Source organism: Pantoea sp. WMus005, from assembly GCF_013415305.1.
GTDB lineage: Bacteria > Pseudomonadota > Gammaproteobacteria > Enterobacterales > Enterobacteriaceae > Pantoea > Pantoea rara.
In genome coordinates, this window is the sequence record NZ_JACBXU010000001.1 from 1,727,450 (window position 1) to 1,748,848 (window position 21,399).

At 55.9% G+C, this 21,399-nt stretch carries 17 protein-coding genes; 10 read left to right on the forward strand and 7 right to left on the reverse strand.

What is annotated here, in order from left to right; genetic code table 11:
- Window positions 1-18 precede the first annotated feature (18 nt).
- Together HZZ01_RS07855 and lrp are read right to left on the reverse strand one after the other, a co-directional pair.
- Window positions 19-3,501: a DNA translocase FtsK 4TM domain-containing protein gene (locus tag HZZ01_RS07855; RefSeq protein ID WP_179896233.1), complete on the reverse strand. Its 3,483-nt coding sequence runs from the start codon at window positions 3,499-3,501 to the stop codon at window positions 19-21.
- Between the two features lie 118 nt (window positions 3,502-3,619).
- Window positions 3,620-4,114: a leucine-responsive transcriptional regulator Lrp gene (gene lrp / locus HZZ01_RS07860; RefSeq protein ID WP_006118610.1), complete on the reverse strand. Its 495-nt coding sequence runs from the start codon at window positions 4,112-4,114 to the stop codon at window positions 3,620-3,622.
- A 520-nt stretch (window positions 4,115-4,634) separates the two neighbouring features.
- Here lrp and trxB point away from each other — a divergent pair.
- The 5 genes from trxB (at window position 4,635) to infA (ending at window position 10,536) form a co-directional block, all read left to right on the forward strand.
- A complete protein-coding gene (gene trxB / locus HZZ01_RS07865) occupies window positions 4,635-5,603 on the forward strand; it encodes a thioredoxin-disulfide reductase (protein WP_179896235.1) in 969 nt (322 codons plus the stop codon).
- Window positions 5,604-5,746: 143 nt separating this feature from the next.
- The gene (gene cydD / locus HZZ01_RS07870; RefSeq protein WP_179896237.1) at window positions 5,747-7,516 is read left to right on the forward strand and encodes a cysteine/glutathione ABC transporter permease/ATP-binding protein CydD; all 1,770 of its coding nucleotides are present in this window, start codon (window positions 5,747-5,749) and stop codon (window positions 7,514-7,516) included.
- Window positions 7,516-9,246 carry a cysteine/glutathione ABC transporter ATP-binding protein/permease CydC gene (gene cydC, locus HZZ01_RS07875; protein ID WP_179896238.1) on the forward strand — a complete coding sequence of 577 codons (1,731 nt, stop codon included), beginning with the start codon at window positions 7,516-7,518 and terminating at the stop codon, window positions 9,244-9,246. Before cydD ends, cydC begins: the two co-directional genes overlap by 1 nt.
- Window positions 9,247-9,279: 33 nt before the next feature.
- Complete coding sequence (gene aat, locus HZZ01_RS07880) at window positions 9,280-9,972, forward strand: leucyl/phenylalanyl-tRNA--protein transferase (protein ID WP_179896240.1); 693 nt, start codon at window positions 9,280-9,282, stop codon at window positions 9,970-9,972.
- A gap of 345 nt (window positions 9,973-10,317) precedes the next feature.
- Complete coding sequence (infA, locus tag HZZ01_RS07885) at window positions 10,318-10,536, forward strand: translation initiation factor IF-1 (protein ID WP_002211347.1); 219 nt, start codon at window positions 10,318-10,320, stop codon at window positions 10,534-10,536.
- Between the two features lie 87 nt (window positions 10,537-10,623).
- On the opposite strand, the gene clpA is transcribed toward infA, so the two are convergent.
- On the reverse strand, window positions 10,624-12,900 hold the full coding sequence (clpA, locus tag HZZ01_RS07890) for an ATP-dependent Clp protease ATP-binding subunit ClpA (protein ID WP_179896242.1): 2,277 nt from the start codon (window positions 12,898-12,900) through the stop codon (window positions 10,624-10,626).
- Between the two features lie 52 nt (window positions 12,901-12,952).
- A complete protein-coding gene (clpS, locus tag HZZ01_RS07895) occupies window positions 12,953-13,273 on the reverse strand; it encodes an ATP-dependent Clp protease adapter ClpS (protein ID WP_003849318.1) in 321 nt (106 codons plus the stop codon).
- Window positions 13,274-13,588: 315 nt separating this feature from the next.
- On the opposite strand from clpS, the gene cspD reads away from it, so the two are divergent.
- Window positions 13,589-13,810 carry a cold shock-like protein CspD gene (gene cspD / locus HZZ01_RS07900; protein ID WP_179896244.1) on the forward strand — a complete coding sequence of 74 codons (222 nt, stop codon included), beginning with the start codon at window positions 13,589-13,591 and terminating at the stop codon, window positions 13,808-13,810.
- Window positions 13,811-13,883: 73 nt separating this feature from the next.
- Here cspD and HZZ01_RS07905 read toward each other — a convergent pair whose 3' ends face one another.
- Window positions 13,884-15,521, reverse strand: coding sequence for an ATP-dependent endonuclease (locus HZZ01_RS07905; RefSeq protein ID WP_179896245.1), 1,638 nt, complete (start codon window positions 15,519-15,521; stop codon window positions 13,884-13,886).
- Window positions 15,522-15,650: 129 nt separating this feature from the next.
- Here HZZ01_RS07905 and HZZ01_RS07910 point away from each other — a divergent pair, with 129 nt between their 5' ends.
- The 3 genes from HZZ01_RS07910 to ltaE all read left to right on the forward strand — a co-directional run bounded on the left by HZZ01_RS07910 (window position 15,651) and on the right by ltaE (window position 19,475).
- Window positions 15,651-16,550: a lysine exporter LysO family protein gene (locus tag HZZ01_RS07910; protein WP_179896247.1), complete on the forward strand. Its 900-nt coding sequence runs from the start codon at window positions 15,651-15,653 to the stop codon at window positions 16,548-16,550.
- Window positions 16,551-16,680: 130 nt separating this feature from the next.
- A complete protein-coding gene (gene poxB / locus HZZ01_RS07915; RefSeq protein ID WP_179896249.1) occupies window positions 16,681-18,402 on the forward strand; it encodes a ubiquinone-dependent pyruvate dehydrogenase in 1,722 nt (573 codons plus the stop codon).
- A 71-nt stretch (window positions 18,403-18,473) separates the two neighbouring features.
- Window positions 18,474-19,475, forward strand: a complete 1,002-nt coding sequence (gene ltaE, locus HZZ01_RS07920) for a low-specificity L-threonine aldolase (RefSeq protein ID WP_179896251.1) — start codon at window positions 18,474-18,476, stop codon at window positions 19,473-19,475.
- 4 nt (window positions 19,476-19,479) lie between these two features.
- Here the strand turns inward: ltaE and HZZ01_RS07925 are convergent, their stop codons facing one another.
- Window positions 19,480-20,304, reverse strand: coding sequence for an N-acetylmuramoyl-L-alanine amidase (locus HZZ01_RS07925; protein WP_179896253.1), 825 nt, complete (start codon window positions 20,302-20,304; stop codon window positions 19,480-19,482).
- Window positions 20,301-20,621: a heavy metal-binding domain-containing protein gene (locus tag HZZ01_RS07930; RefSeq protein ID WP_179896254.1), complete on the reverse strand. Its 321-nt coding sequence runs from the start codon at window positions 20,619-20,621 to the stop codon at window positions 20,301-20,303. The genes HZZ01_RS07925 and HZZ01_RS07930 overlap by 4 nt, the downstream gene beginning before the upstream one ends.
- Before the next feature lie 106 nt (window positions 20,622-20,727).
- Here HZZ01_RS07930 and HZZ01_RS07935 point away from each other — a divergent pair, with 106 nt between their 5' ends.
- Window positions 20,728-21,267 (forward strand): lipoprotein, encoded by a 540-nt coding sequence (locus HZZ01_RS07935; RefSeq protein WP_179896256.1) that lies wholly within the window; start codon window positions 20,728-20,730, stop codon window positions 21,265-21,267.
- The last annotated feature ends 132 nt before the right edge of the window (window positions 21,268-21,399 follow it).

The following is a 21,399-nucleotide window of genomic DNA, read 5'->3' on the forward strand; positions in this document are numbered from 1 at the left end:
TTTCAAAACATTTAACCGCTACATATCGTGTGGCGGCGGCGACAGCACTTCACGGTTACCATTGTGGCCTGGTGCAGAAACGATACCCTGCGCTTCCATCTGCTCAATGATACGTGCCGCACGGTTATAACCGATGCGGAACTGACGCTGAACGCCTGAAATTGACGCACGACGTTTATCAACCACAAAGCCGACTGCCTGATCGAACAGCGGATCAAGCTCTTCATCACTGTCAATGCCACCGGCATTTTCGCTCTCTTCGCCCGCCGTAATGCTGTCGATATATTGCGGACGCCCACGTGCCTTCCAGTCCTGAACCACGGCATGGACTTCCTGGTCACGAACAAATGCGCCGTGAACACGAATCGGCAATGAGGAGTTTGGCGGCATGTAGAGCATGTCACCCATACCCAACAGTGACTCTGCGCCGCCCTGATCGAGAATAGTACGGGAGTCAATCTTGCTCGAAACGGTAAAGGCGATACGCGTCGGGATGTTTGCTTTGATCAGACCGGTAATCACGTCTACCGATGGACGCTGTGTGGCCAGCACCAGATGGATACCCGCAGCACGGGCTTTCTGTGCCAGGCGCGCAATCAGCTCTTCCACCTTTTTACCTACTGCCATGATCAGGTCGGCAAACTCATCGACCATCACGACGATATAAGGCAGTTTTTCCAGGACCGGCGGCGTCATATCCATGCTGTCGCCCGGCTTCCAGAATGGATCCGGAATAGGACGCCCCATCGCTTCAGCCTGTTCCACTTTTTCGTTGTAACCGGCCAGATTACGCACGCCCAGCGCCGACATCAGCTTATAGCGACGTTCCATTTCACCGACGCTCCAGCGCAGCGCATTGGCCGCATCTTTCATGTCTGTGACGACTTCAGTCAGCAGGTGCGGAATACCTTCATAGACCGACAGCTCCAGCATTTTCGGGTCGATCATGATAAAGCGGACTTCTTCCGGCGTCGCCTTATAGAGCATGCTGATAATCATGGCGTTCACGCCCACGGATTTACCGGAACCGGTGGTACCGGCAACCAGTAAGTGTGGCATTTTCGCCAGATCGGCCACCACCGGCTGACCCGCAATGTCTTTACCCAGCACCACAGCCAGCGGTGATGGATTGTCGCGGAATTTAGGACAGTCCAGCACTTCACGCAGATAGACAGTCTGACGATGTTTATTAGGCAGTTCCAGACCCACATAAGGCTTGCCGGGAATGACTTCTACCACACGCACCGCGACCGTGGACAGTGAACGCGCTAAATCGCGCGACAGGTTAGAGATGCGCGCTGCTTTCACACCTGGCGCCAGATCGAGTTCAAAACGGGTGATAACCGGGCCAGGCGAGATGCCAACCACCTCAGCTTTGACACGATAATCGCCCAGACGCGATTCAACCAGACGGGCTGTCTGCTCCAGCGAGAACATATCAACCGGCTCTTCCTCGACAGGAGGCGCGGTCAACAGATCCAGCGAAGGCAGTGGCGTGGAGGGCTTCTCCAGCGGCTGCTCATGACGCATCAGGAACGGATGAATCAGGCTGTCGTGCAGTGAAGGTTTCGCTTCTTCCACCGGCTGAACCGGTGCTGCAGCTGGCGAGCCATAAGCGGGCGCTGCAGGCGCAGCATAAACCGGTTCGGCTGGTGCTGAAGGTGCACTGTAGGCAGGCTCTGCCGGCGCAAAACTGGCAGGCGCAGGCACCTGAGCAGGTGCCTGCGGTTGTGAAACCTCACTTACCTGCTGCCACGGTTCGTGTGAAACCGCAGGGGCTTCCGGCTCTGGCGTCGCAGCAATGGTAAACAGCGGCTCAGACGGACCGTCATCCACCAGATCTTTCATCGGTGAAAAATCAAATGCAGAGGCGGTATCAATATTAAATACTGGCTCTTTTCTGACTTCCGGCTCATAGCGCTGCTGCTGCTGATCGGCGAACTGACGCGCCAGGGCATCCTGCTGCTGCGCATCCTGCTCATCTTCCTCGTCCTGCCGCCAGCTGGTGCCATAGCGCTGCTGCTGTTCAGACTGGAAAGCCTGACGCAGTTCAGCCTGTTGCAGCGCTTCTTCAGTATCAGGTGCAGTGGAAACCGATCCAGCCGGAACCGTTTCACTTCCTTCCGTTTTGGCTTTCTCTTCAGCCATGCGCTGAGAAGGCAACTTAATGCCATAAGAGGCCAGCTCACGTCGTGTAGGCAATTTTACCGGATTCGGACGCGGCAGTGCCGGACCGATACCCTGTTTAACCTGCGGGTTGAGAGAAGTTTCAGGCGCTAAATCGAACACGGGTGCTGTACGCGTTGTCGCCTGAGCTGCCGTTGCAGCAACGGCGGCCGCAGCTGCAGGAGCCGCAGGGACTGCTGGCGTGTCACGCCAGTTCCCCATTTTAGGTTCGTCCTCGTCGTAAGCACTAAACGACGGCGCAACCGGCGCGTCGTCCGGCATTTCAAAGTGATAACGCGGTGATGAGGTCACAGGGGCAGAAGCACTCTGAGCCGGAGTCGGAGCAGTCGCTGCACCATAGGATGCGGGCGCGCTCTGTTCGGCCGCAGTTGCAGGTTGTGCCGTCGGCGATGCAGGCATTGCTGCAGGAGCAGAAGCCGTAAACGCAGGAACAGCAGACGCTGCAACAGCGGCAGGAGCAGGTGTTACCGGAGCGAGAGTCACCTCTGCGGCTTCCGCAGTTGCCGCTACCGCCGCACTGGTTGCAGCTGCCGCTTTAGCCAGTAACGGATCGGGCTGTGACGGCGCAGACTCAGGGGTTGCACGTGGGGCTGAAAGCAGCACATCATCATCGTGATCGGCCGCATGCAGCTCAGGGACATCCGCGTATTCACGTGCGTCCTGCTCATCATCCTCTTCCTGCCAGGGTTCATCGTGACGTGAGCGGTTGCTGGCAAACGTCAGCACACCCATCACCACGCCACCAATTCTTTCTGCGATGGTGAGCCATGACCAGCCCGTGTAAAGGGTAATGCCCGCCGCCCAGACGCAAAGCAGCATCAGCGTGCCGCCAGCCGGACTGAACCAGGGGGCAATTGCATTACTCACCAGGCTGCCAATCACGCCACCCGACGCGAAGTACCAGATATCATCGGCGTTCAGCGCCGCCATACCACAGGTCGTCACCACCAGCGCAAGGACGCCAATTAAGCGTAGCCCAACGGCAAAGTAGTCAAAGTAGTCCTGGCTGTCGCGCTGACGGAAAGCAATCCAGCACAGACCCAGGATGACGGGAGGAATGGCGTACGCCATCACACCAAAGATGAAGAGTAAGGTGTCAGCCAGCCAGGCACCAACGCTGCCGCCGATATTATGGATAGGTTCATGCCAGGCCGTTTGCGACCAGCTTGGGTCGGAAGGGTTAAAACTGACCAGTGAAACCATCAGGTAGATGGCAAACAGCGCCACCAGAATAAGCAACGCTTCAAGCAGACGACGTCCACTGCTCAGCGATTGTAACGAAACGTCTTTATCTTCTGTATATTCCTGGCTCAAGAGGACTCTCCAGGTGCCTGTAAAGTAAGAAGCAACAGCGTCGGGCAAGCCCGACGCTGATCCTGTATGAATTCACAGGAGTGTACCGAAATCTCACAGGTTTTGCACCTGCCCCGCATCAGCGAGTTTTGATCACCAGTCGATTGCTCTGTTTGACCTCTTCCATCACCACATAAGTTCGCGTGTCGTTTACGCCCGGCAGGCGCAACAGGGTTTCACCCAGGAGCTTACGATAGGCAGACATATCAGGTACGCGCGTTTTCAGCAGGTAGTCGAAATCGCCGGAAACGAGGTGACACTCTTGAGTTTCCTCAAGTTTTTGCACAGCGGCGTTAAATTGCTCAAACACATCCGGCGCACCACGATTCAGAGTAATCTCAACAAATACCAGCAGAGACGCATCCAGATAGTGCGGGTTCAACTGCGCGGTATAGCCAAGAATAAATCCCTGACGTTCGAGACGACGCACGCGCTCAAGACATGGCGTAGGCGATAAGCCTACGCGTTTGGAAAGCTCTACGTTTGAAATGCGACCATCTTTCTGAAGTTCATTCAGAATGTTCCTGTCAATTCTGTCGAGGTCTTTCCCGGGGCGTTTCTTATTGTCTACCATTATTATTGTCTCTCTTAATTCCTTCCCTTTACCTGCCACGCCCTGAAAACGCTCATTGTTCGGGGCATTTCTGAAGTGAGCTAACAGAGCCTGTGATCTGACACCTATCGATATGACGTATGGTGTCTGTCCACATCATGCGTCATTATCCATATCAGGCTGCTTTTATTCGGCGTTAAGTGCAAAACAGGCGAGGAAAATCTGTTTTGTTCCGATAAATGTTATTCGCTTCTGATAATGTTTTCGCAAAAGCGCAGGCGATTGTCAAAGTAAAATCACCAAATTCAGGACAAGATGCCAGACAGACCGCTGGGTATCTGTTTTTAAATGAGTATTTTTCCACTATTGCACTGCTTCAACCCGAGTTTTGCCCCCTTTTGGCGCATTGACCAGGCAAAACCGCCGCTCATCGTCTACGCCGTTTGCAGCTATCGTTAACAAAATTGGCTAAGCCTTGTCATTGTCGCCGGATATTCCCTACAATCGCAGGTTATGTCAGCCGAATGAAACTGAGGAACGCATGAGTACGGGCAAACACAGTAAGTTACTCATTCTGGGCTCCGGCCCAGCGGGTTATACCGCAGCCGTTTATGCTGCACGCGCCAACCTGAACCCGGTGCTAATCACCGGTCTGGAAAAAGGCGGACAGCTGACCACCACTACTGAAGTAGAGAACTGGCCGGGCGACCCGCATGATCTGACAGGTCCATCGCTGATGGAGCGCATGCATGAGCATGCCGAAAAATTTAATACTGAGATCATTTTCGACCATATTCACACCGTCGATCTGCAGAACCGTCCGTTCCGCCTCACGGGCGACAGCGGCGAATACACTGCGGATGCGCTGATCATTGCTACAGGTGCATCAGCGCGTTACCTGGGCCTGCCTTCTGAAGAGGCATTTAAAGGTAAAGGCGTCTCTGCCTGCGCAACCTGTGACGGCTTCTTCTATCGTAATCAGAAAGTCGCGGTGATTGGCGGTGGCAACACGGCCGTTGAAGAAGCGCTCTATCTGGCCAACATTGCGGCTGAAGTGCATCTGATTCACCGTCGTGACAGCTTCCGCGCTGAAAAAATCCTGATCGACCGCCTGATGGAAAAAGTGCGTAACGGCAATATCGTGCTGCACACCCATCGCACGCTGGAAGAAGTGGTGGGCGATCAGATGGGCGTGACCGGTCTGACGCTGCGTTCAACACAGAACAGTGATGAGACAGAAGCGCTGGAAGTGGCAGGATTGTTTGTTGCTATCGGACATAGCCCGAACACGGCCATCTTTGAAGGTCAGCTGGCGCTGGAGAACGGATACATCAAAGTTCAGTCCGGCTTGCATGGCAACGCTACGCAGACCAGCATCCCTGGCGTCTTTGCAGCGGGTGATGTGATGGACCATATCTATCGTCAGGCAATCACCTCTGCGGGCACCGGTTGCATGGCCGCGTTAGATGCTGAGCGTTTTCTTGACGGGTTAGTTAAAAACGATCAGTAAGTTGTTAACCCTCTGATCTTAAATGTTCCAGGCGACGGTTTTTCCGTCGCCTTTTTTATTGCTGTCATGCTAGATTCTTGCGCCTGAAGAGATGGAAATGTCTTTCCATTTTCCCCCATCATCGACATTTATCATGGTCTCGCATGGACAAATCGCGGCAGCAGCATCTTACCCGCTGGCTTCGTCAGCAACGTCATTTCGCCGGTCGCTGGTTGCGACTCAACACGCTGCTGGGCATGGCGAGTGCACTGCTGATCATTGCCCAGGCCGGTTTACTGGCCTCGCTGCTCCAGGCGCTGATTATTGAGCAGCAACCACGTGAAACCCTGACGATCAGCATTCTGCTATTACTGCTCTGTTTTGTGTTCCGTGCCCTGATTAACTACGCCCGGGAACTCACCGGCTATCGAGCCGGGCAGGCGATTCGCCAGGCTTTACGTCAGCGAGTTCTGGACCGTTTATCTGATCTGGGCCCGGCGTGGATTCAGGGAAAGCCAGCCGGTAGCTGGGCAACCCTGCTGCTGGAGCAGATTGAAGAGATGCAGGAGTATTACGCCCGCTATCTGCCACAGATGACGCTGGCGGCACTGATCCCCTGCTGCATTCTGCTGACTATTTTTCCGCTGAACTGGACGGCAGGTCTGATCCTCTTTGCCACCGCACCGTTAATTCCGCTGTTTATGGCGCTCGTCGGAATGGGTGCGGCCGAGGCCAACCGCAGAAACTTCCTGGTGCTGGCCCGTCTGAGCGGTAACTTTCTTGACCGTCTGCGCGGCAGAGAGACGTTGAGGCTGTTTCATCGTGGTGAAGCAGAGCAGCAGGCCGTTGCCGCTGCCACCACCGATTTTCGCCAGCGCACCATGGAAGTGCTGCGCTTAGCCTTTCTCTCCTCCGCCGTACTTGAGTTTTTTGCCTCGTTAGCGATCGCCGTGGTGGCAGTCTATTTTGGCTTCTCCTATCTGGGCGAATTACATTTCGGCGATTATGGCCGGGGCGTAACGCTGTTTGCCGGCTTCCTGGTGCTGATCCTCGCCCCGGAATTTTTCCAGCCACTGCGCGATCTCGGTGCGTTTTATCACGCCAAAGCTCAGGCGGTGGGCGGTGCCGATGCGCTTGAAGCCTTTATGCAGGCGACGCCCGACGCTGCACCGCAGAAAGGCCAGCGCCCTTTCACTACGGATCGCGCAATCGCGCTAATCGCTGATGATCTGTGTGTCTGCGCACCCGATGGACAGGTGCTGTGCGGCCCGCTCACTTTTACTGTTGCCGCGGGTGAGCAGATTGCACTGGTCGGTCAAAGCGGGGCGGGTAAAACGGCCCTGATGAATGCTCTGCTCGGGTTTCTGCCTTATCAGGGCTCGCTGAAAGCCAATGGCGTTGAACTGCGCGATATACACCGGAGCGACTGGCATCAGCAACTGAGTTGGGTAGGACAGAATCCTCAGTTACCGGCCAACACATTGCGCGACAACATCGTGATGAATGCCGCCTGGGATGGCGATCGCTTTGCAGCGCTGCTGGAATCATGTGGCATCAACGAGTTCCTGCCGCGTCTGCCTCAGGGCATTGAGACCCAGCCTGGCGATGGCGGTAATAAGCTGTCGGTGGGCCAGGCGCAGCGGATCGCGGTCGCACGTGCCCTCTATAAACCCTCACATTTTTTGCTGCTCGATGAACCGGCAGCCAGCCTGGATGCACTCAGCGAACGTCATGTGATGCTGGCGCTGAATGAGGCGGCAGCGCGGCAGACCACGCTGATGATTACTCATCAGATCGATACGCTGAGTCGCTGGCAGACCCTTTGGGTGATGGAAGCGGGTAAGCTGGTGCAACAGGGTAACTGGCAGCAGCTGTCACAACAGCCAGGTGCCTTTAGTGAGATGCTGAAGCATCGTCAACAGGAGATCCGCTGATGTCCGCCTTGCGTCCTTTTCTTCGTCTCTGGCTGCGCCACCCTTTTCGCCTGGCGCTGGGCATCCTGCTGGCGATTGTCACCCTGCTGGCCAGCATCGGCCTGCTGACGCTATCAGGCTGGTTTCTGGCCGCCTCGTCAGTGGCAGGTGTTGCTGGTCTCTATACCTTTAACTACATGTTGCCTGCGGCAGGCGTTCGGGGGGCAGCCATTATCCGCACCGCCGCACGCTATGCTGAACGGCTGGTCAGCCACGATGCGACGTTCAGGGTGCTTCAGCATCTGCGGGTCCACACGTTCAGCCGCCTGATGGCTCTTTCACCGGGCCAGCTTTCGCGGTTCCGACAGGCGGACCTGCTCAACCGCTTCGTGGCTGATGTCGACACGCTGGATCATCTCTATCTGCGCGTTATCTCGCCGCTGATGGGCGCATTGGTCGTGATTATCGTGGTCACCATCGGGATGAGTTTTATTGATCTTCAGCTGGCACTGACGCTGGGTGGCATCATGCTGTGTACACTGGTCCTGATGCCCGCCCTTTTTTATCGTCTCGGTTCACCGGCAGGTGTCGCTATTGCTCAGAGCCGCGCCCGCTGGCGCTTACAGCTGATGCTGTGGCTGGCGGCTCAGGCTGAACTGACTTTATACGGTGCCTCACAGGGCTGGCGTCAGCAACTTGATGAAGATGAACAGCGCTGGCAACAGGCACAGAACCAGCAACAGCGTTTGCAGGCCACGGCACAAAGCCTGCTACTGTTGGTCAGCGGTGCAACGGTCACACTTCTGCTCTGGCTCAGTGCCGCAACCATTAGTGAACAGCAGTTGCCCGGTTCGCTGATTGCCCTGGTGGTGTTTTGCGCCCTGGCTGCCTTCGAGGCACTGGCACCGGTAGCAGGAGCCTTCCTGCCCATGTCACAGGTGATAAACGCCGCTCAGCGGGTCAATGACATTATCGATCAGTCTCCCGCGATCGCTTTCCCGGCACAGTCAGATGCCCGGCCAGGACCTCTCTCGGTCGATATCGATCAGCTCGACTTCAGCTACCCTGACCGTTCGGATAAGGTGCTGAACGGCTGTACGCTTAAGGTAGCGGCCGGTGAACACATTGCGCTGCTGGGACCGACCGGCTGCGGGAAATCAACACTGCTGGCACTGTTAACGCGTGGCTGGGAGAGCCAGCGCGGCGTTATCAGCCTGAATGCTCTGCCAGTCATCACATGGTCAGAGCCCGCATTGCGCCAGCGCATCAGCGTAGTGACTCAGCGTGTTCACCTCTTCAGTCAGAGTCTGCGCGATAACTTACTGCTGGCTTGCCCCGGTGCCAGCGATGAGCAGTTATGCCGCGTGCTGAACGACGTCGGCCTGCAGCGCCTGCTTGAAAACCAGGAAGGTTTAAACGCCTGGATGGGAGAAGGGGGTCGCCCGTTATCGGGTGGCGAACTGCGTCGTCTGGCGCTGGCGCGTGCGTTACTGCATAACGGCGATCTCTGGCTGCTGGATGAACCTACCGAAGGGCTGGATGCCACCACCGAGCAACATATCCTTGCCCTGCTGCAGCGGCTGATCGCCGGAAAGACCGTCATCATGGTCACTCATCGCCTCAGCGGCCTGGAGCAGATGGATCGCATCTGCGTGATGGATAATGGTGCCATTGTTGAACAGGGTAGCCATGCGGAATTAATCTCAAAAGCGGGTCGCTACTGGCGTTTCCGGCAACGTATTGCGTTATAGTCTTAGCGAAATGCTGATGAGTAACTTAACGCGATGAGACTGGTACAACTGTCACGGGAATCTCTGCAATTTCCCCCACCTGAGATGGCGCTGCGTGAGCCAAACGGCCTGCTGGCCATGGGTGGGGATCTCTCCCCTGCCCGGCTGCTTAACGCCTATCAGCGCGGCATCTTTCCGTGGTTTTCACCTGGCGATCCGATTCTCTGGTGGTCGCCCGATCCCCGTGCAGTTCTGTTGCCCGAGCAGTTTCACCTCAGCCGCAGCATGAAACGTTTCCACAGCCGTTCGCCCTATCGGGTAACAATGAATGAATCGTTTGATGAGGTGATTGAGGGCTGTGCCACAGGTCGCGAGGAAGGCACCTGGATCACTTTTGAGATGAAACGTGCCTGGTTGCGTTTGTATGAGCTGGGCCACGCTCACTCCATTGAGGTGTGGGACGAGCATCAGCTGGTGGGTGGGATGTATGGGCTGGCGATGGGGCAAATCTTTTGCGGTGAATCAATGTTCAGCCGTCAGCAGAATGCCTCCAAAACCGCACTTTGGGTATTTTGTCAGCATTTCATCCGACATCAGGGCCGTCTGCTAGATTGTCAGGTACTTAACCCCCATACAGCGTCTTTAGGCGCGCAGGAGATCCCGCGCACGGACTATCTGCAATATGTACAAAGCCTTGCGAGCCAGCCAGTCAGCGATGGCTGCTGGCAGACACAAACGCTTTTTTAGCGGTACAAAGATGTTTTGCACACATAAAGGCGTATAAGTGGTATAATAGTCGAGTTTGGTATGTCGTCCGCGCTTCGCAATAACGAGCCGGAATTGCCAGGCTGGGAATCTCAACGCACTCTCGGAACTGTTTTCAATCGTGCGCGTGTAACCGGTTGATACAGATTCTTAGCCCGCTAATCCCCCGCAGACGCCACCATAAACACCCTAATTTTACCGGATGCGCGCGAGTGACGTGCACCCCGGCAAAGCGTTGGCAAAATCGCCGACGGTTCTTTACATAAATCGTTGAATTGGGCATTATCTTGCCGGTTCAACTGAAAGGTAGTACACCCAGAGGATTCGATGGCCAAAGAAGACAATATTGAAATGCAAGGTACCGTACTGGATACGTTACCTAACACCATGTTCCGCGTAGAACTTGAGAACGGACACGTGGTTACTGCTCACATCTCCGGTAAAATGCGCAAAAACTACATCCGCATCCTGACGGGTGACAAAGTGACCGTTGAGTTGACCCCGTACGACCTGAGCAAAGGCCGCATTGTCTTCCGTAGTCGCTAATTTGCAGTAATCTTATCGCTCTGCATTTTAAAGCGAAAAAAAGGCCGGATATTTATATCCGGCCTTTTTCACATCTGCAACGAGCTGTTAATGCACAGTGCCTTCAGTCTTGCGTTTTTCGGCACTCAGGAAGTGATAGGTCAGTTCACCTTTTTCACGATCCAGCGCCACTGACACCGAACCGCCATCCACCAGCGAACCAAACAGCAGTTCATTGGCTAACGGTTTCTTCAGGCTGTCCTGCACGGTGCGCGCCATCGGACGAGCGCCCATCGCTTTGTCATAGCCCTTCTCAGCCAGCCAGTCGCGCGCTTCATCACTGACTTCCAGTGACACACCTTTAGCATCCAGCTGCGCCTGCAACTCGACAATAAACTTGTCGACCACCTGATGAATGACCTCTGGTGACAGGTGACTGAACCAGATGATGTTGTCGAGACGGTTACGAAACTCTGGCGTAAAGATCTTTTTGATCTCTTCCATCGCATCGGTGCTGTTATCCTGATGAATCAGGCCAATCGACTTACGTTCTGTCTCGCGCACACCGGCGTTGGTGGTCATCACCAGCACCACGTTGCGGAAGTCCGCTTTACGACCGTTGTTGTCAGTCAGCATGCCGTTGTCCATCACCTGCAGCAGCAGGTTAAAGACATCCGGATGCGCTTTCTCAATCTCATCCAGCAACACCACCGCATGAGGATGCTTAATCACCGCATCCGTCAGCAGGCCGCCCTGATCAAAGCCGACGTAACCTGGAGGCGCACCAATCAAACGACTGACCGTATGACGCTCCATATACTCGGACATATCAAAGCGCAGCAGCTCAATTCCCAGGGCTTTCGCCAGCTGCACAGTCACTTCTGTTTTACCGACACCCGTTGGTCCTGCAAACAGGAAGGAACCTACCGGCTTGCGATCCTGGCCCAGACCGGCGCGACTCATTTTGATCGCCTCAGTCAGCACCTCAATGGCCTTATCCTGCCCAAATACCAGCATCTTCAGACGATCGCCGAGATTTCGCAACGTATCGCGGTCGGTTGCTGACACGCTTTGCTCAGGAATACGAGCAATACGGGCCACGACGGTTTCAATGTCAGAGACATTGATGGTTTTCTTGCGCTTACTGGCTGGCATCAGGCGCGCACGCGCACCCGCTTCGTCAATCACATCAATTGCCTTGTCAGGCAGATGACGGTCGTTGATATATTTCACCGCCAGTTCCACGGCTGCGCGCACCGCCTTCGCGGTATAACGCACATCGTGATGCGCTTCGTACTTGGTTTTCAGGCCAGCCAGGATCTGCACGGTCTCTTCAACAGAAGGCTCCGTGATATCGATCTTCTGGAAGCGACGCGCCAGAGCACGATCTTTTTCGAAGATGTTGCTGAATTCCTGATAGGTCGTTGAACCCATGACGCGGATCCTGCCACCAGAGAGCAGGGGTTTAATCAGGTTAGCCGCATCAACCTGGCCACCCGACGCGGCACCCGCACCGATGATAGTATGGATTTCATCGATAAACAGAATGCTGTGTTCGTCTGACTCCAGCTGCTTCAGCAGCGCTTTGAAACGTTTTTCAAAGTCACCACGGTATTTGGTGCCCGCCAGCAGTGAACCGATATCCAGTGAGTAAATCGTGCAATCTTTCATCACTTCCGGTACGTCGCCCTGCTCGATACGCCAGGCGAGACCTTCAGCAATGGCGGTTTTACCTACACCCGATTCACCCACCAGCAGCGGGTTGTTTTTACGGCGTCGGCACAGTACCTGAATGGTTCGTTCCAGCTCTTTATCGCGACCAATCAGTGGATCGATACCACCGACGCGAGCAAGCTGATTTAGATTGGTGGTGAAGTTTTCCATACGCTCCTCCCCGCCTGCTTGCTCTTCGTTAACCGGATTTTCAGCGCCTGGCGCCTGGCCCGGCTCGTCTTTGCGCGTACCGTGAGAGATGAAATTCACCACATCAAGGCGGCTGACTTCATGTTTGCGTAACAGATAAGCCGCCTGAGACTCCTGCTCGCTGAAGATGGCGACCAGCACATTCGCGCCGGTGACTTCACTGCGACCGGATGACTGGACATGGAAAACCGCACGCTGCAGGACGCGCTGGAAGCTGAGCGTCGGTTGTGTATCACGCTCCTCTTCGCTGGCGGGCAGCACCGGCGTGGTTTGTTCTATGAAGGCTTCGAGTTCCTGCCGTAGAGCCACCATGTCCACCGTACAGGCTTCCAGTGCCTCTCTGGCCGACGGGTTACTGAGCAACGCCAGTAACAGATGCTCGACGGTCATAAACTCATGACGGTGCTCACGCGCTCTGGCGAAAGCCATATTTAAACTGAGTTCCAGTTCTTGATTGAGCATTAGGCACCTCCCCCAATTATCGCCCTGACCTGTTTCCTATATGGAGACGGGTTCAGGCTTTTTCCAGCGTACACAGCAACGGATGATGGTTTTCCCGCGCATAATTGTTCACCTGGGCCGCTTTCGTTTCGGCGACTTCTGCAGTAAATACACCACAGATCGCCTTGCCGTGATAGTGAACTTTCAACATCAGCTGCGTTGCACGTTCAACATCATAAGAAAAGAACTTTTGTACAACGTCAATAACAAATTCCATAGGTGTATAATCGTCATTATTCAGAATGACTTTATACATAGAAGGCGGCTTTAACCCTTCACGTACTTTATCTTCGGCCAGATGTTCAAAGTTAAGCCAGTCGTTTGTGTTTGCCATAGTGTTCCGTTGAGATTTTGCTTTTAGCCTTTTGGTGGCTACATGTTGAGAGTTTAACATGCCTGTCAAGCTGCTGGCCGCTGCTGAAAATTTATTCACCAATTTCCTTGCGCGACCTGTATCACAAAATTTGCAATAGCGTTAACTGCTTCAAATTTTGATGATTTTTTCCCCATCTGACCCGGTGGTTTGCTTGACGCCAGCGGCGCTTTCTCTACATTCTACCTGCACAGGCTGATTGAGTTTTAATCAATCCGACTCACAGCTTAAAAGACCTCACCTACTTATAAAATGTCTTGCGAGGGAAGTAAAAGCATGGAGACGGGCACAGTAAAATGGTTCAATAATTCCAAAGGCTTTGGCTTTATCTGTCCGGTTGGCGGTGGCGAAGATATTTTTGCACATTACTCCACTATTCAGATGGAAGGCTACCGAACGCTGAAGGCAGGCCAGCAGGTTCAGTTCGATGTGCATGAAGGTCCGAAAGGCAACCATGCCAGCCTCATCGTACCGGTTGAGGTGCAGGCTGTAGCCTGACACGGAACCCACCTCTGAACAGTGACCCAAAAATGCCAGCCAGTGCCGCTGGCATTTTCCTATCCAACAGACCTTAGTCCGCCTGGCCCTGTGCCAGTCCAATCACCCGCGCAAACATCTGCCGCATTAACGGCGGAATAGCCTCCGGCCCGCGTTCCGCCGCCGACGTAGCCACTGCGATCGCCAGTTCTGGCTTAGAGCTCTGGTGAATCGCTTTGGTAATAATACGCCTGGAACTCATCGGAACGTTTAACGGCAGGTGCGCCATCTGATGATAGACATCCTGAAAACCGTGCTGATAGAGAAAATTCTCCATATCCAGCGCCGGTAACTGCGTCAGAAAACGCGGCTCAGGATCACCCGGCTGTAACTGTGTACGTGCCGTGCTGGCATATTTATTACCCGCCTGATCGCCGTCAGTCAGCACGTGCCAGGCGATGCCCATGCGTCGGGCAAACTTCAACAGCGGCTTTAAACCCGATTGCGCAAATTCAATCACCTTCACCCCTTCCGCCGCGAAGTTATAACCGCACTGCTGCGCCAGCTCATTCATAATCCAGACTTCGGTTTCTCCCTCCACCAGCAGCCAGCAACGGGCGAACAGGGCCGCAGGCCGGTTGACGCGAATATGGAAGCCAATGCGACGACTCTCTTCGGCACTCAGCCCCTCCGGACCGATGCGCCAGGCCGCCACACGCGAGGGTTCCCGCACCAGCCGACAGACGTTTTCCACCGGCACCTGTGACAGCAGCTCAGAAGAGTTTGTGGTGGCGATTTTTTGCAGCGGCAACAGCTTCAGCAGGTTCCAGGCCACTGACAGCATAATCGGATGCAGGCGGGTTTCCGGATCTTCAATCAGCAGCAGTGGCCGGGCAACCGCGGCCAGCGGAACCTCGCCTCGTGCCTCAATCAGCAGAGTAAACATCTGCAGCAGGATAAGCTGACGGCTGCGTGAGTCGGTTCCGGCAATCAATTGATTCAGGTGATCCAGCGCCCGCCATCCCTGCCCCCCATCGCGCGTCTGCGGTTCCCGCGACCGGGCCTCGCCACCCGCGCTGGGCGGCTGCACCAGAAAGTAGTGCTGCATCAGTTGCTGCATAGTTTTCAGCCCCTGTCGCAGTACCTCATCGCTGAGCTGCTGCGGATGTCGCTCCAGATCGCGTGCCAGCGTCTCCATACTAACCAGCAGTTCAGGATGCGGGGGTGCCACCGGCACGCTGTTCCGCGTCCGTTTACTAAAACGCGCATCGCGCAACCGCAATACCGGATAGCGTTTCAGCAACAGGTCTATTGCCGCCACACAGTTCTGCTCAGGTAACAGTTGAGCATTCACGTCAATAAAACGGCGACGGGTTTCGATACCGCTGTCACGCCAGGTGGCACTGACACTGTAATAGAGCCGACGCTGGCCCTGCGCATCACGCTGCCAGAAGGTGGAGAGCACCGCATCCGGGTCGCTGCCGTCATCACGAAAGTGGAACACCACCGAAAGACGCCGCATTGAATCGGTCACATCGCCCGGTGTGAAATGGAAATCAGCCTGGTTAAAAACATAGACCGGCTCACAGGGCGAAAGCAGCAGGCTCAGGGCATCCAGCAAGCTGGATTTGCCCCAGGCATTTTCACCAATCAGCAGATTGGTCTGGGTTAAAGGCAGTGAGAGCTTATTGATGCCGCGGAAACCGCGAATGTCGATATGTTCCAGAATCATAGGCGTCCATCCTCAGTTTATAAACAGCATGGTTGCCGCCAGCCAGCCGGTCAAGCCGCTTTCTCAGGGTTTACTCCGTTACGCTTTTTCGCTAGCGTGTGGCCTCTTTATCCCATGGATGGCAATGACATGTACTCCGGACTCCTGATTATTTTGCTGCCGCTGATTGCTGGCTGGCTGTTACCGTTCCGTAAAAGTGCCACTCTGCGACGCGTGAATCAGCTGCTGGGCTGGATGGTTTACGTCATTCTGTTCTTTATGGGCATCAGCCTGGCGTTTCTCGACAATCTGAGCAGCAATCTACTGGCGGTCTTTCACACCGCGCTGGTGGCGGCGTTCTGCATTCTGCTGTGCAACCTGCTGGCGCTGCGCGGGCTGGAAAAATATGCACCCTGGCAGCATGCGCATCGACAGGAGAAACTGCCGTCGCGGCTGCATATGGCGCTGGACTCACTGAAGCTGTGTGGCGTGGTTGTCATCGGTTTTGTGCTTGGCCTGACTCAGTGGCCCCTGCTGCACCACGCTTCGACGGCCAGCGAATATGCGCTGATCTTTCTGCTGTTTCTGGTGGGCATTCAGCTGCGCGGCAGTGGCATGACGCTGCGGCAGATTATCCTGAACCGACGCGGCATGCTGGTCGCCAGCGTCGTGCTGGTCAGCGCGCTGATCGGCGGCATGATAGCGGCGTTACTGCTGGGCGTACCGCTGAAAACCGGTCTGGCGCTGGCAAGTGGCTTTGGCTGGTACTCGCTCTCCGGCATTCTGATGACCGAAGCTTTTGGTCCGGTCATCGGCAGCGCCGCCTTCTTCAACGATCTGGTGCGTGAACTGGTCGCAATCATGCTGATCCCGGCGCTGATTGGCCGCCATCGCTCCAGCGCTCTGGGGCTGTGCGGTGCCACCTCAATGGACTTCACCCTGCCGGTGCTGCAGCGGGCGGGCGGCAACGAGATTGTCCCGGCCGCTATTGTGCATGGCTTTGTCATGAGCCTGCTGGCCCCGATTCTGATTGCCCTCTTCTCTGCCTGAATCCGGTCTGAGATGCGCTGAGCTCTGCCAGCGCATTTTTTCACGCCTGCTTTTCTGCCGTTTCGTCTACGCTTCTTTTTTCGGTTCTGGTCACGTCACTCTTCAGGGCGGGCCGACATAGGAGAAGAGCATGAAACAAACCGTGGCGGCGCTGGTCGCCAAAACGCTGGAAAGCGCGGGCGTTAAACGCATCTGGGGCGTCACCGGGGATTCCCTTAATGGCCTGAGCGATAGCCTTAATCGCATGGGCACTATCGAATGGATGCCGACGCGCCACGAAGAAGTCGCCGCCTTCGCAGCGGGTGCTGAAGCCCATATTAGCGGCGAACTGGCGGTCTGCGCCGGCTCCTGCGGACCAGGCAATTTACATCTCATCAACGGTTTGTTCGATTGCCATCGCAACCGCGTCCCGGTTCTGGCGATTGCAGCGCATATTCCCTCCAGTGAAATCGGCAGCGGATATTTCCAGGAAACCCATCCGCAGGAGCTGTTCCGCGAATGCAGTCACTACTGTGAGCTGGTCTCGAATCCTGAGCAGTTACCGCAGGTGCTGGGCATCGCAATGCGCAAAGCGATTCTGAATCGTGGCGTCTCAGTAGTGGTACTGCCGGGAGATGTCGCGCTGCAACTTGCGCCAGAAAGCGCCAGCGCGGAGTGGTATCCGCCGCAGTTACCGCAGGTCGTGCCACAGCCCGACGAACTGGCCCGGCTGGCACAGACGCTGAACGAAGCCACTGACATTACACTGTTGTGCGGCAGTGGCTGTGCAGGTGCGCATCAGGAAGTGGTGGCGCTGGCAGAAGCGCTGAAAGCGCCTATCGTTCATGCGCTGCGCGGCAAAGAACATATCGAATATGACAACCCTTATGACGTCGGCATGACCGGCCTGATTGGGTTCTCATCCGGTTTCCACGCCATGATGAATGCCGGGACGCTGGTGTTACTTGGCACCCAGTTCCCCTATCGCGCCTTCTATCCGGAAAACGCTAAGATCATTCAGATCGACATCAATCCGGGCAGCCTCGGCTCACACTGCCACGTCGATCAGGCCTATGTCGGCGATGTGAAAAGCACGCTGCAGGCGCTGTTGCCGCAACTGACGCCCAAAAGCGATCGCCGGCATCTCGACAGTGCGGTTAAACACTATGGCGAGGCGCGTAAAAGTCTCGACGAACTGGCGCAGCCCAATGACAGGCAGCCGATTCATCCGCAATATCTGGCACAGCAGATCAGCCACTACGCCAGTGATGACGCTATTTTCACCTGCGATGTCGGAACCCCGACCGTGTGGGCCGCGCGCTATCTGAAGATGAACGGCCGACGTCGCCTGCTGGGTTCGTTTAACCACGGCTCAATGGCGAACGCGATGCCACAGGCGCTGGGCGCGCAGTCGATCGATCGCAATCGTCAGGTTGTCGCGCTGTGCGGCGACGGCGGTTTCAGCATGCTGATGGGTGATTTTATCTCGCTGGCGCAGCTGAAAATGCCGGTGAAACTGGTGATCTTCAATAACAGCGTACTCGGCTTTGTGGCGATGGAGATGAAAGCGGGTGGCTATCTCACCGATGGCACCGAGCTGGAGAATCCTGACTTTGCCGCTATCGCCCAGGCCTGCGGCATTCGTGGCATCCGGGTGGAAAAGGCATCGGACCTTAATGGCGCGCTGGAGCAGGCGTTTGCCCATGATGGTCCGGTACTGGTGGATGTCATTACTGCCAAAGAGGAGCTGGCAATGCCGCCGCAGATCAAAATGGAGCAGGCCAAGGGCTTCAGTCTCTACATGCTGCGCGCCATCATGAATGGTCGGGGTGATGAGGTAGTAGAACTGGCGAAAACCAACTGGCTGCGGTAAAACAGAGGTTCCATCCAGGCGGGCGCGATGCCCGCCTTTTTTTTCTCTTCCGCCACGTTCAGGAGCATAAGGTGATCGATTTACGCAGTGATACCGTGACCCGACCCAGCGCCGCCATGTTAAACGCGATGATGTCTGCCGAAACCGGTGATGACGTCTACCGTGACGATCCCACCGTGAATGCACTGGAGGCGGAAGCGGCACGACTGAGCGGCAAAGCAGCTGCCCTGTTTTTCCCTACCGGCACCCAGGCGAACCTGGTGGCGTTGCTCAGCCACTGCGAACGCGGCGATGAATATATCGTCGGTCAGCAGGCGCACAACTACAAGTATGAGGCGGGTGGCGCGGCGGTGCTGGGCAGTATTCAGCCGCAGCCGGTGCTGGCCGCCGACGATGGCACCCTGCCGCTGGATGTGGTAGCCGCCGCCATCAAGCCGGACGACATTCACTTTGCCCGCACTCGTTTGCTGAGTCTGGAGAATACCCATCACGGCAAGGTGCTGCCGACAGGCTATCTGGAACAGGCGTGGACTTTTACCCGTGAGCATAAGCTGGCGCTGCACATCGATGGCGCTCGTATTTTCAATGCGGTGGTGGCGCAGAAGACCACTCTGGCGGCGATTGCCCGCTACTGCGACACCCTGACCATTTGTCTTTCTAAGGGGCTTGGAACACCCGTTGGTTCGCTGCTGTGTGGCGATGCCGCGCTGATTGAGCGTGCCCGTCGCTGGCGTAAAATGACCGGTGGCGGCATGCGTCAGGCCGGTATTCTGGCGGCGGCAGGTCTCTATGCGCTAGAACACAACGTGACGCGACTGCAGGAGGATCATGACAATGCGGCCTGGCTCGGACAGCAGCTGCATGAGCTGGGCGTCAGCGTTATCGATCAAAAGACCAACATGCTCTTTGTGGCGGTGCCGGACGCTCAGGTCAAACCATTAGGTGAATGGATGAAAGCGCGCGACGTATTAATCAGCGTGGGGACACGTACCCGACTGGTCACCCATCTGGATGCTGATCGTGCGGCACTGGAGCAGGTTGTCGCCCACTGGAAAGCGTTTCTGCAGCAGTAATCCGCTATTCCGCCGCGCCATACTTCTCCAGTAGCGCGGCAGCTATCGCGGCAGTTTCGGCATCGGGCTGACCGCGATAATCCGCAGGCCGGAAATGCATCTGAAACGCGGCAATCACTTTCTGCTGCTCACGCGCACTCATCCCCGCAGTTACCGCATAGCCGAAGCGTTGCAGACTTTCCATGAGTGGCTGCACGGGTACCCGTGCGTATGGATCCTGACCCGCTAAATAAAACTGCACCCGTCCGGCATCAGGCCATGCACCGAGTCCGTGCTGCGCCAGCTGTTGCCACGGAAATAGCGGCCCTGGATCCTGCTTGCGCTGCGGTGCGATATCGCTGTGACCGACAATATTTTCGGGTGGGATGCCGTAACGCCGGGCAATATCTCGTACCAGTGCCTCCAGCGTAATGATCTGCGCGGCGGTAAAGGGCTGCCATTCAAGACCGTTCTGGGTGCGCCGGTAACCCCGGTTCACCAGCTCGATGCCAATAGAGGTGTCATTGATGCGGCTGGCTCCACGCCAGAAACTGGGTCCGGCATGCCAGGCGAGCTGCTGCTCCGGCACCAGCTGCCAGATAACGCCTTTACCGGCGCGCTCTGGCGGCTGGCGGGGGATCAGATAGTGGGCGCTGACCTCCCGATCGGTGAGTGTTGCCAGCGACGAAGAAAAATCTTCGGCGGTGTAGTGAATCACAATCACTTTAACCCGCGGTCGCGCACCCTGCGCCGGATGCCGTAAATCGGCCCAGTAGCCGTCACGGGATTCCATTCCAGAGTGGCAACCCGCCAGCAGCAGCGCCATCAGCATCAGTAGCCCGCGTTTCAACGAATGATCACCGCCGTGCCGCTGACGCTGACCATCAGCATGCTGCCATCTTTGCCGACCGTTTCATAATCAATGTCGATACCGACCACCGCATTGGCACCCAGCGCTTTTGCCTGCTCCTCCAGCTCTTCAAACGCGATCTCACGCGCTTTGCGCAGCTCTTTCTCATACGCGCCGGAACGGCCACCGACCACATCACGAATGCCCGCGAAAAAATCACGGAAGATGTTGGCACCCAGAATCGCCTCACCGGTGACGACGCCGCAATAGTTGCTGATGCTGTAACCTTCCAGCGTTGGGGTTGTTGAAAATTTCATTGCATTCTCCCTGGTGAAAACCGGACTAAGGCTCTTTCGACTAAAAAGCACGGCTATACTCTATGCTAAAAAGGGCACCTTGCCAGAGAACCATAAGGAAATCGAGATGAGAAACAACGCGTTTGCGCTAATGATCCCGGCGGCCCTGCTGCTCAGCGCCTGTACCACCGTTGAGCCAGTTATTAAGGATAATGGCCCGCGTACTGCCCCGTGCATCGAAGGCGGTCCTGACCAGGTAGCCCAGAAGTTTTACGACCTGCGTGTCGAAAAGCCCACGCAGGGTCTGCCTGACAGTAACACACTGGCAAAATATCGCCCTTACCTGAGTGATGCGCTTTACCACTCACTGCTGGCGGCCAGCGGCAGCAATGCCGGTGCACAGTGGCGCAACGGCGATCTCTTCTCCAGCCTCTCACAGGGCCCAACGGCCGCCAGCGTGGCCGATGCCTCCTCGATTCCAAACCGTGATGCACGCAATATCCCGCTGCGGGTCGAACTCAGCCGTGACGGTAAGCAATGGCAGGATGAAGTGCTGATGATTCATCAGGGCACCTGCTGGGTCGTCGACGACGTGCGCTACATGGCTAACCCGATGCATGCCGAGGGTGGAAGCCTGAGCCAGATGCTTGAAAAGTCAAAAAAATAACCTGAAATTTTAACGGTTATGAGAAGCGCAGCCACCTCAGGTGACTGCGCTTTTTTTATTGCCGCAGCATGCCCACGGCTTCCGAATGACGCAAGACACCGCATGATATTCTGCTAAGCTTTGGCCGTTTAC

Excerpts from the sequence above, each read along its gene's own strand:
- lrp (WP_006118610.1), bottom strand. The coding sequence starts at position 4,114 with ATGGTAGACAATAAGAAACGCCCCGGGAAAGACCTCGACAGAATTGAC.
- trxB (WP_179896235.1), top strand. The coding sequence starts at position 4,635 with ATGAGTACGGGCAAACACAGTAAGTTACTCATTCTGGGCTCCGGCCCA.
- cydD (WP_179896237.1), top strand. The coding sequence starts at position 5,747 with ATGGACAAATCGCGGCAGCAGCATCTTACCCGCTGGCTTCGTCAGCAA.
- cydC (WP_179896238.1), top strand. The coding sequence starts at position 7,516 with ATGTCCGCCTTGCGTCCTTTTCTTCGTCTCTGGCTGCGCCACCCTTTT.
- aat (WP_179896240.1), top strand. The coding sequence starts at position 9,280 with ATGAGACTGGTACAACTGTCACGGGAATCTCTGCAATTTCCCCCACCT.
- infA (WP_002211347.1), top strand. The coding sequence starts at position 10,318 with ATGGCCAAAGAAGACAATATTGAAATGCAAGGTACCGTACTGGATACG.
- clpA (WP_179896242.1), bottom strand. The coding sequence starts at position 12,900 with ATGCTCAATCAAGAACTGGAACTCAGTTTAAATATGGCTTTCGCCAGA.
- clpS (WP_003849318.1), bottom strand. The coding sequence starts at position 13,273 with ATGGCAAACACAAACGACTGGCTTAACTTTGAACATCTGGCCGAAGAT.
- cspD (WP_179896244.1), top strand. The coding sequence starts at position 13,589 with ATGGAGACGGGCACAGTAAAATGGTTCAATAATTCCAAAGGCTTTGGC.
- HZZ01_RS07905 (WP_179896245.1), bottom strand. The coding sequence starts at position 15,521 with ATGATTCTGGAACATATCGACATTCGCGGTTTCCGCGGCATCAATAAG.
- HZZ01_RS07910 (WP_179896247.1), top strand. The coding sequence starts at position 15,651 with ATGTACTCCGGACTCCTGATTATTTTGCTGCCGCTGATTGCTGGCTGG.
- poxB (WP_179896249.1), top strand. The coding sequence starts at position 16,681 with ATGAAACAAACCGTGGCGGCGCTGGTCGCCAAAACGCTGGAAAGCGCG.
- HZZ01_RS07930 (WP_179896254.1), bottom strand. The coding sequence starts at position 20,621 with ATGAAATTTTCAACAACCCCAACGCTGGAAGGTTACAGCATCAGCAAC.
- HZZ01_RS07935 (WP_179896256.1), top strand. The coding sequence starts at position 20,728 with ATGAGAAACAACGCGTTTGCGCTAATGATCCCGGCGGCCCTGCTGCTC.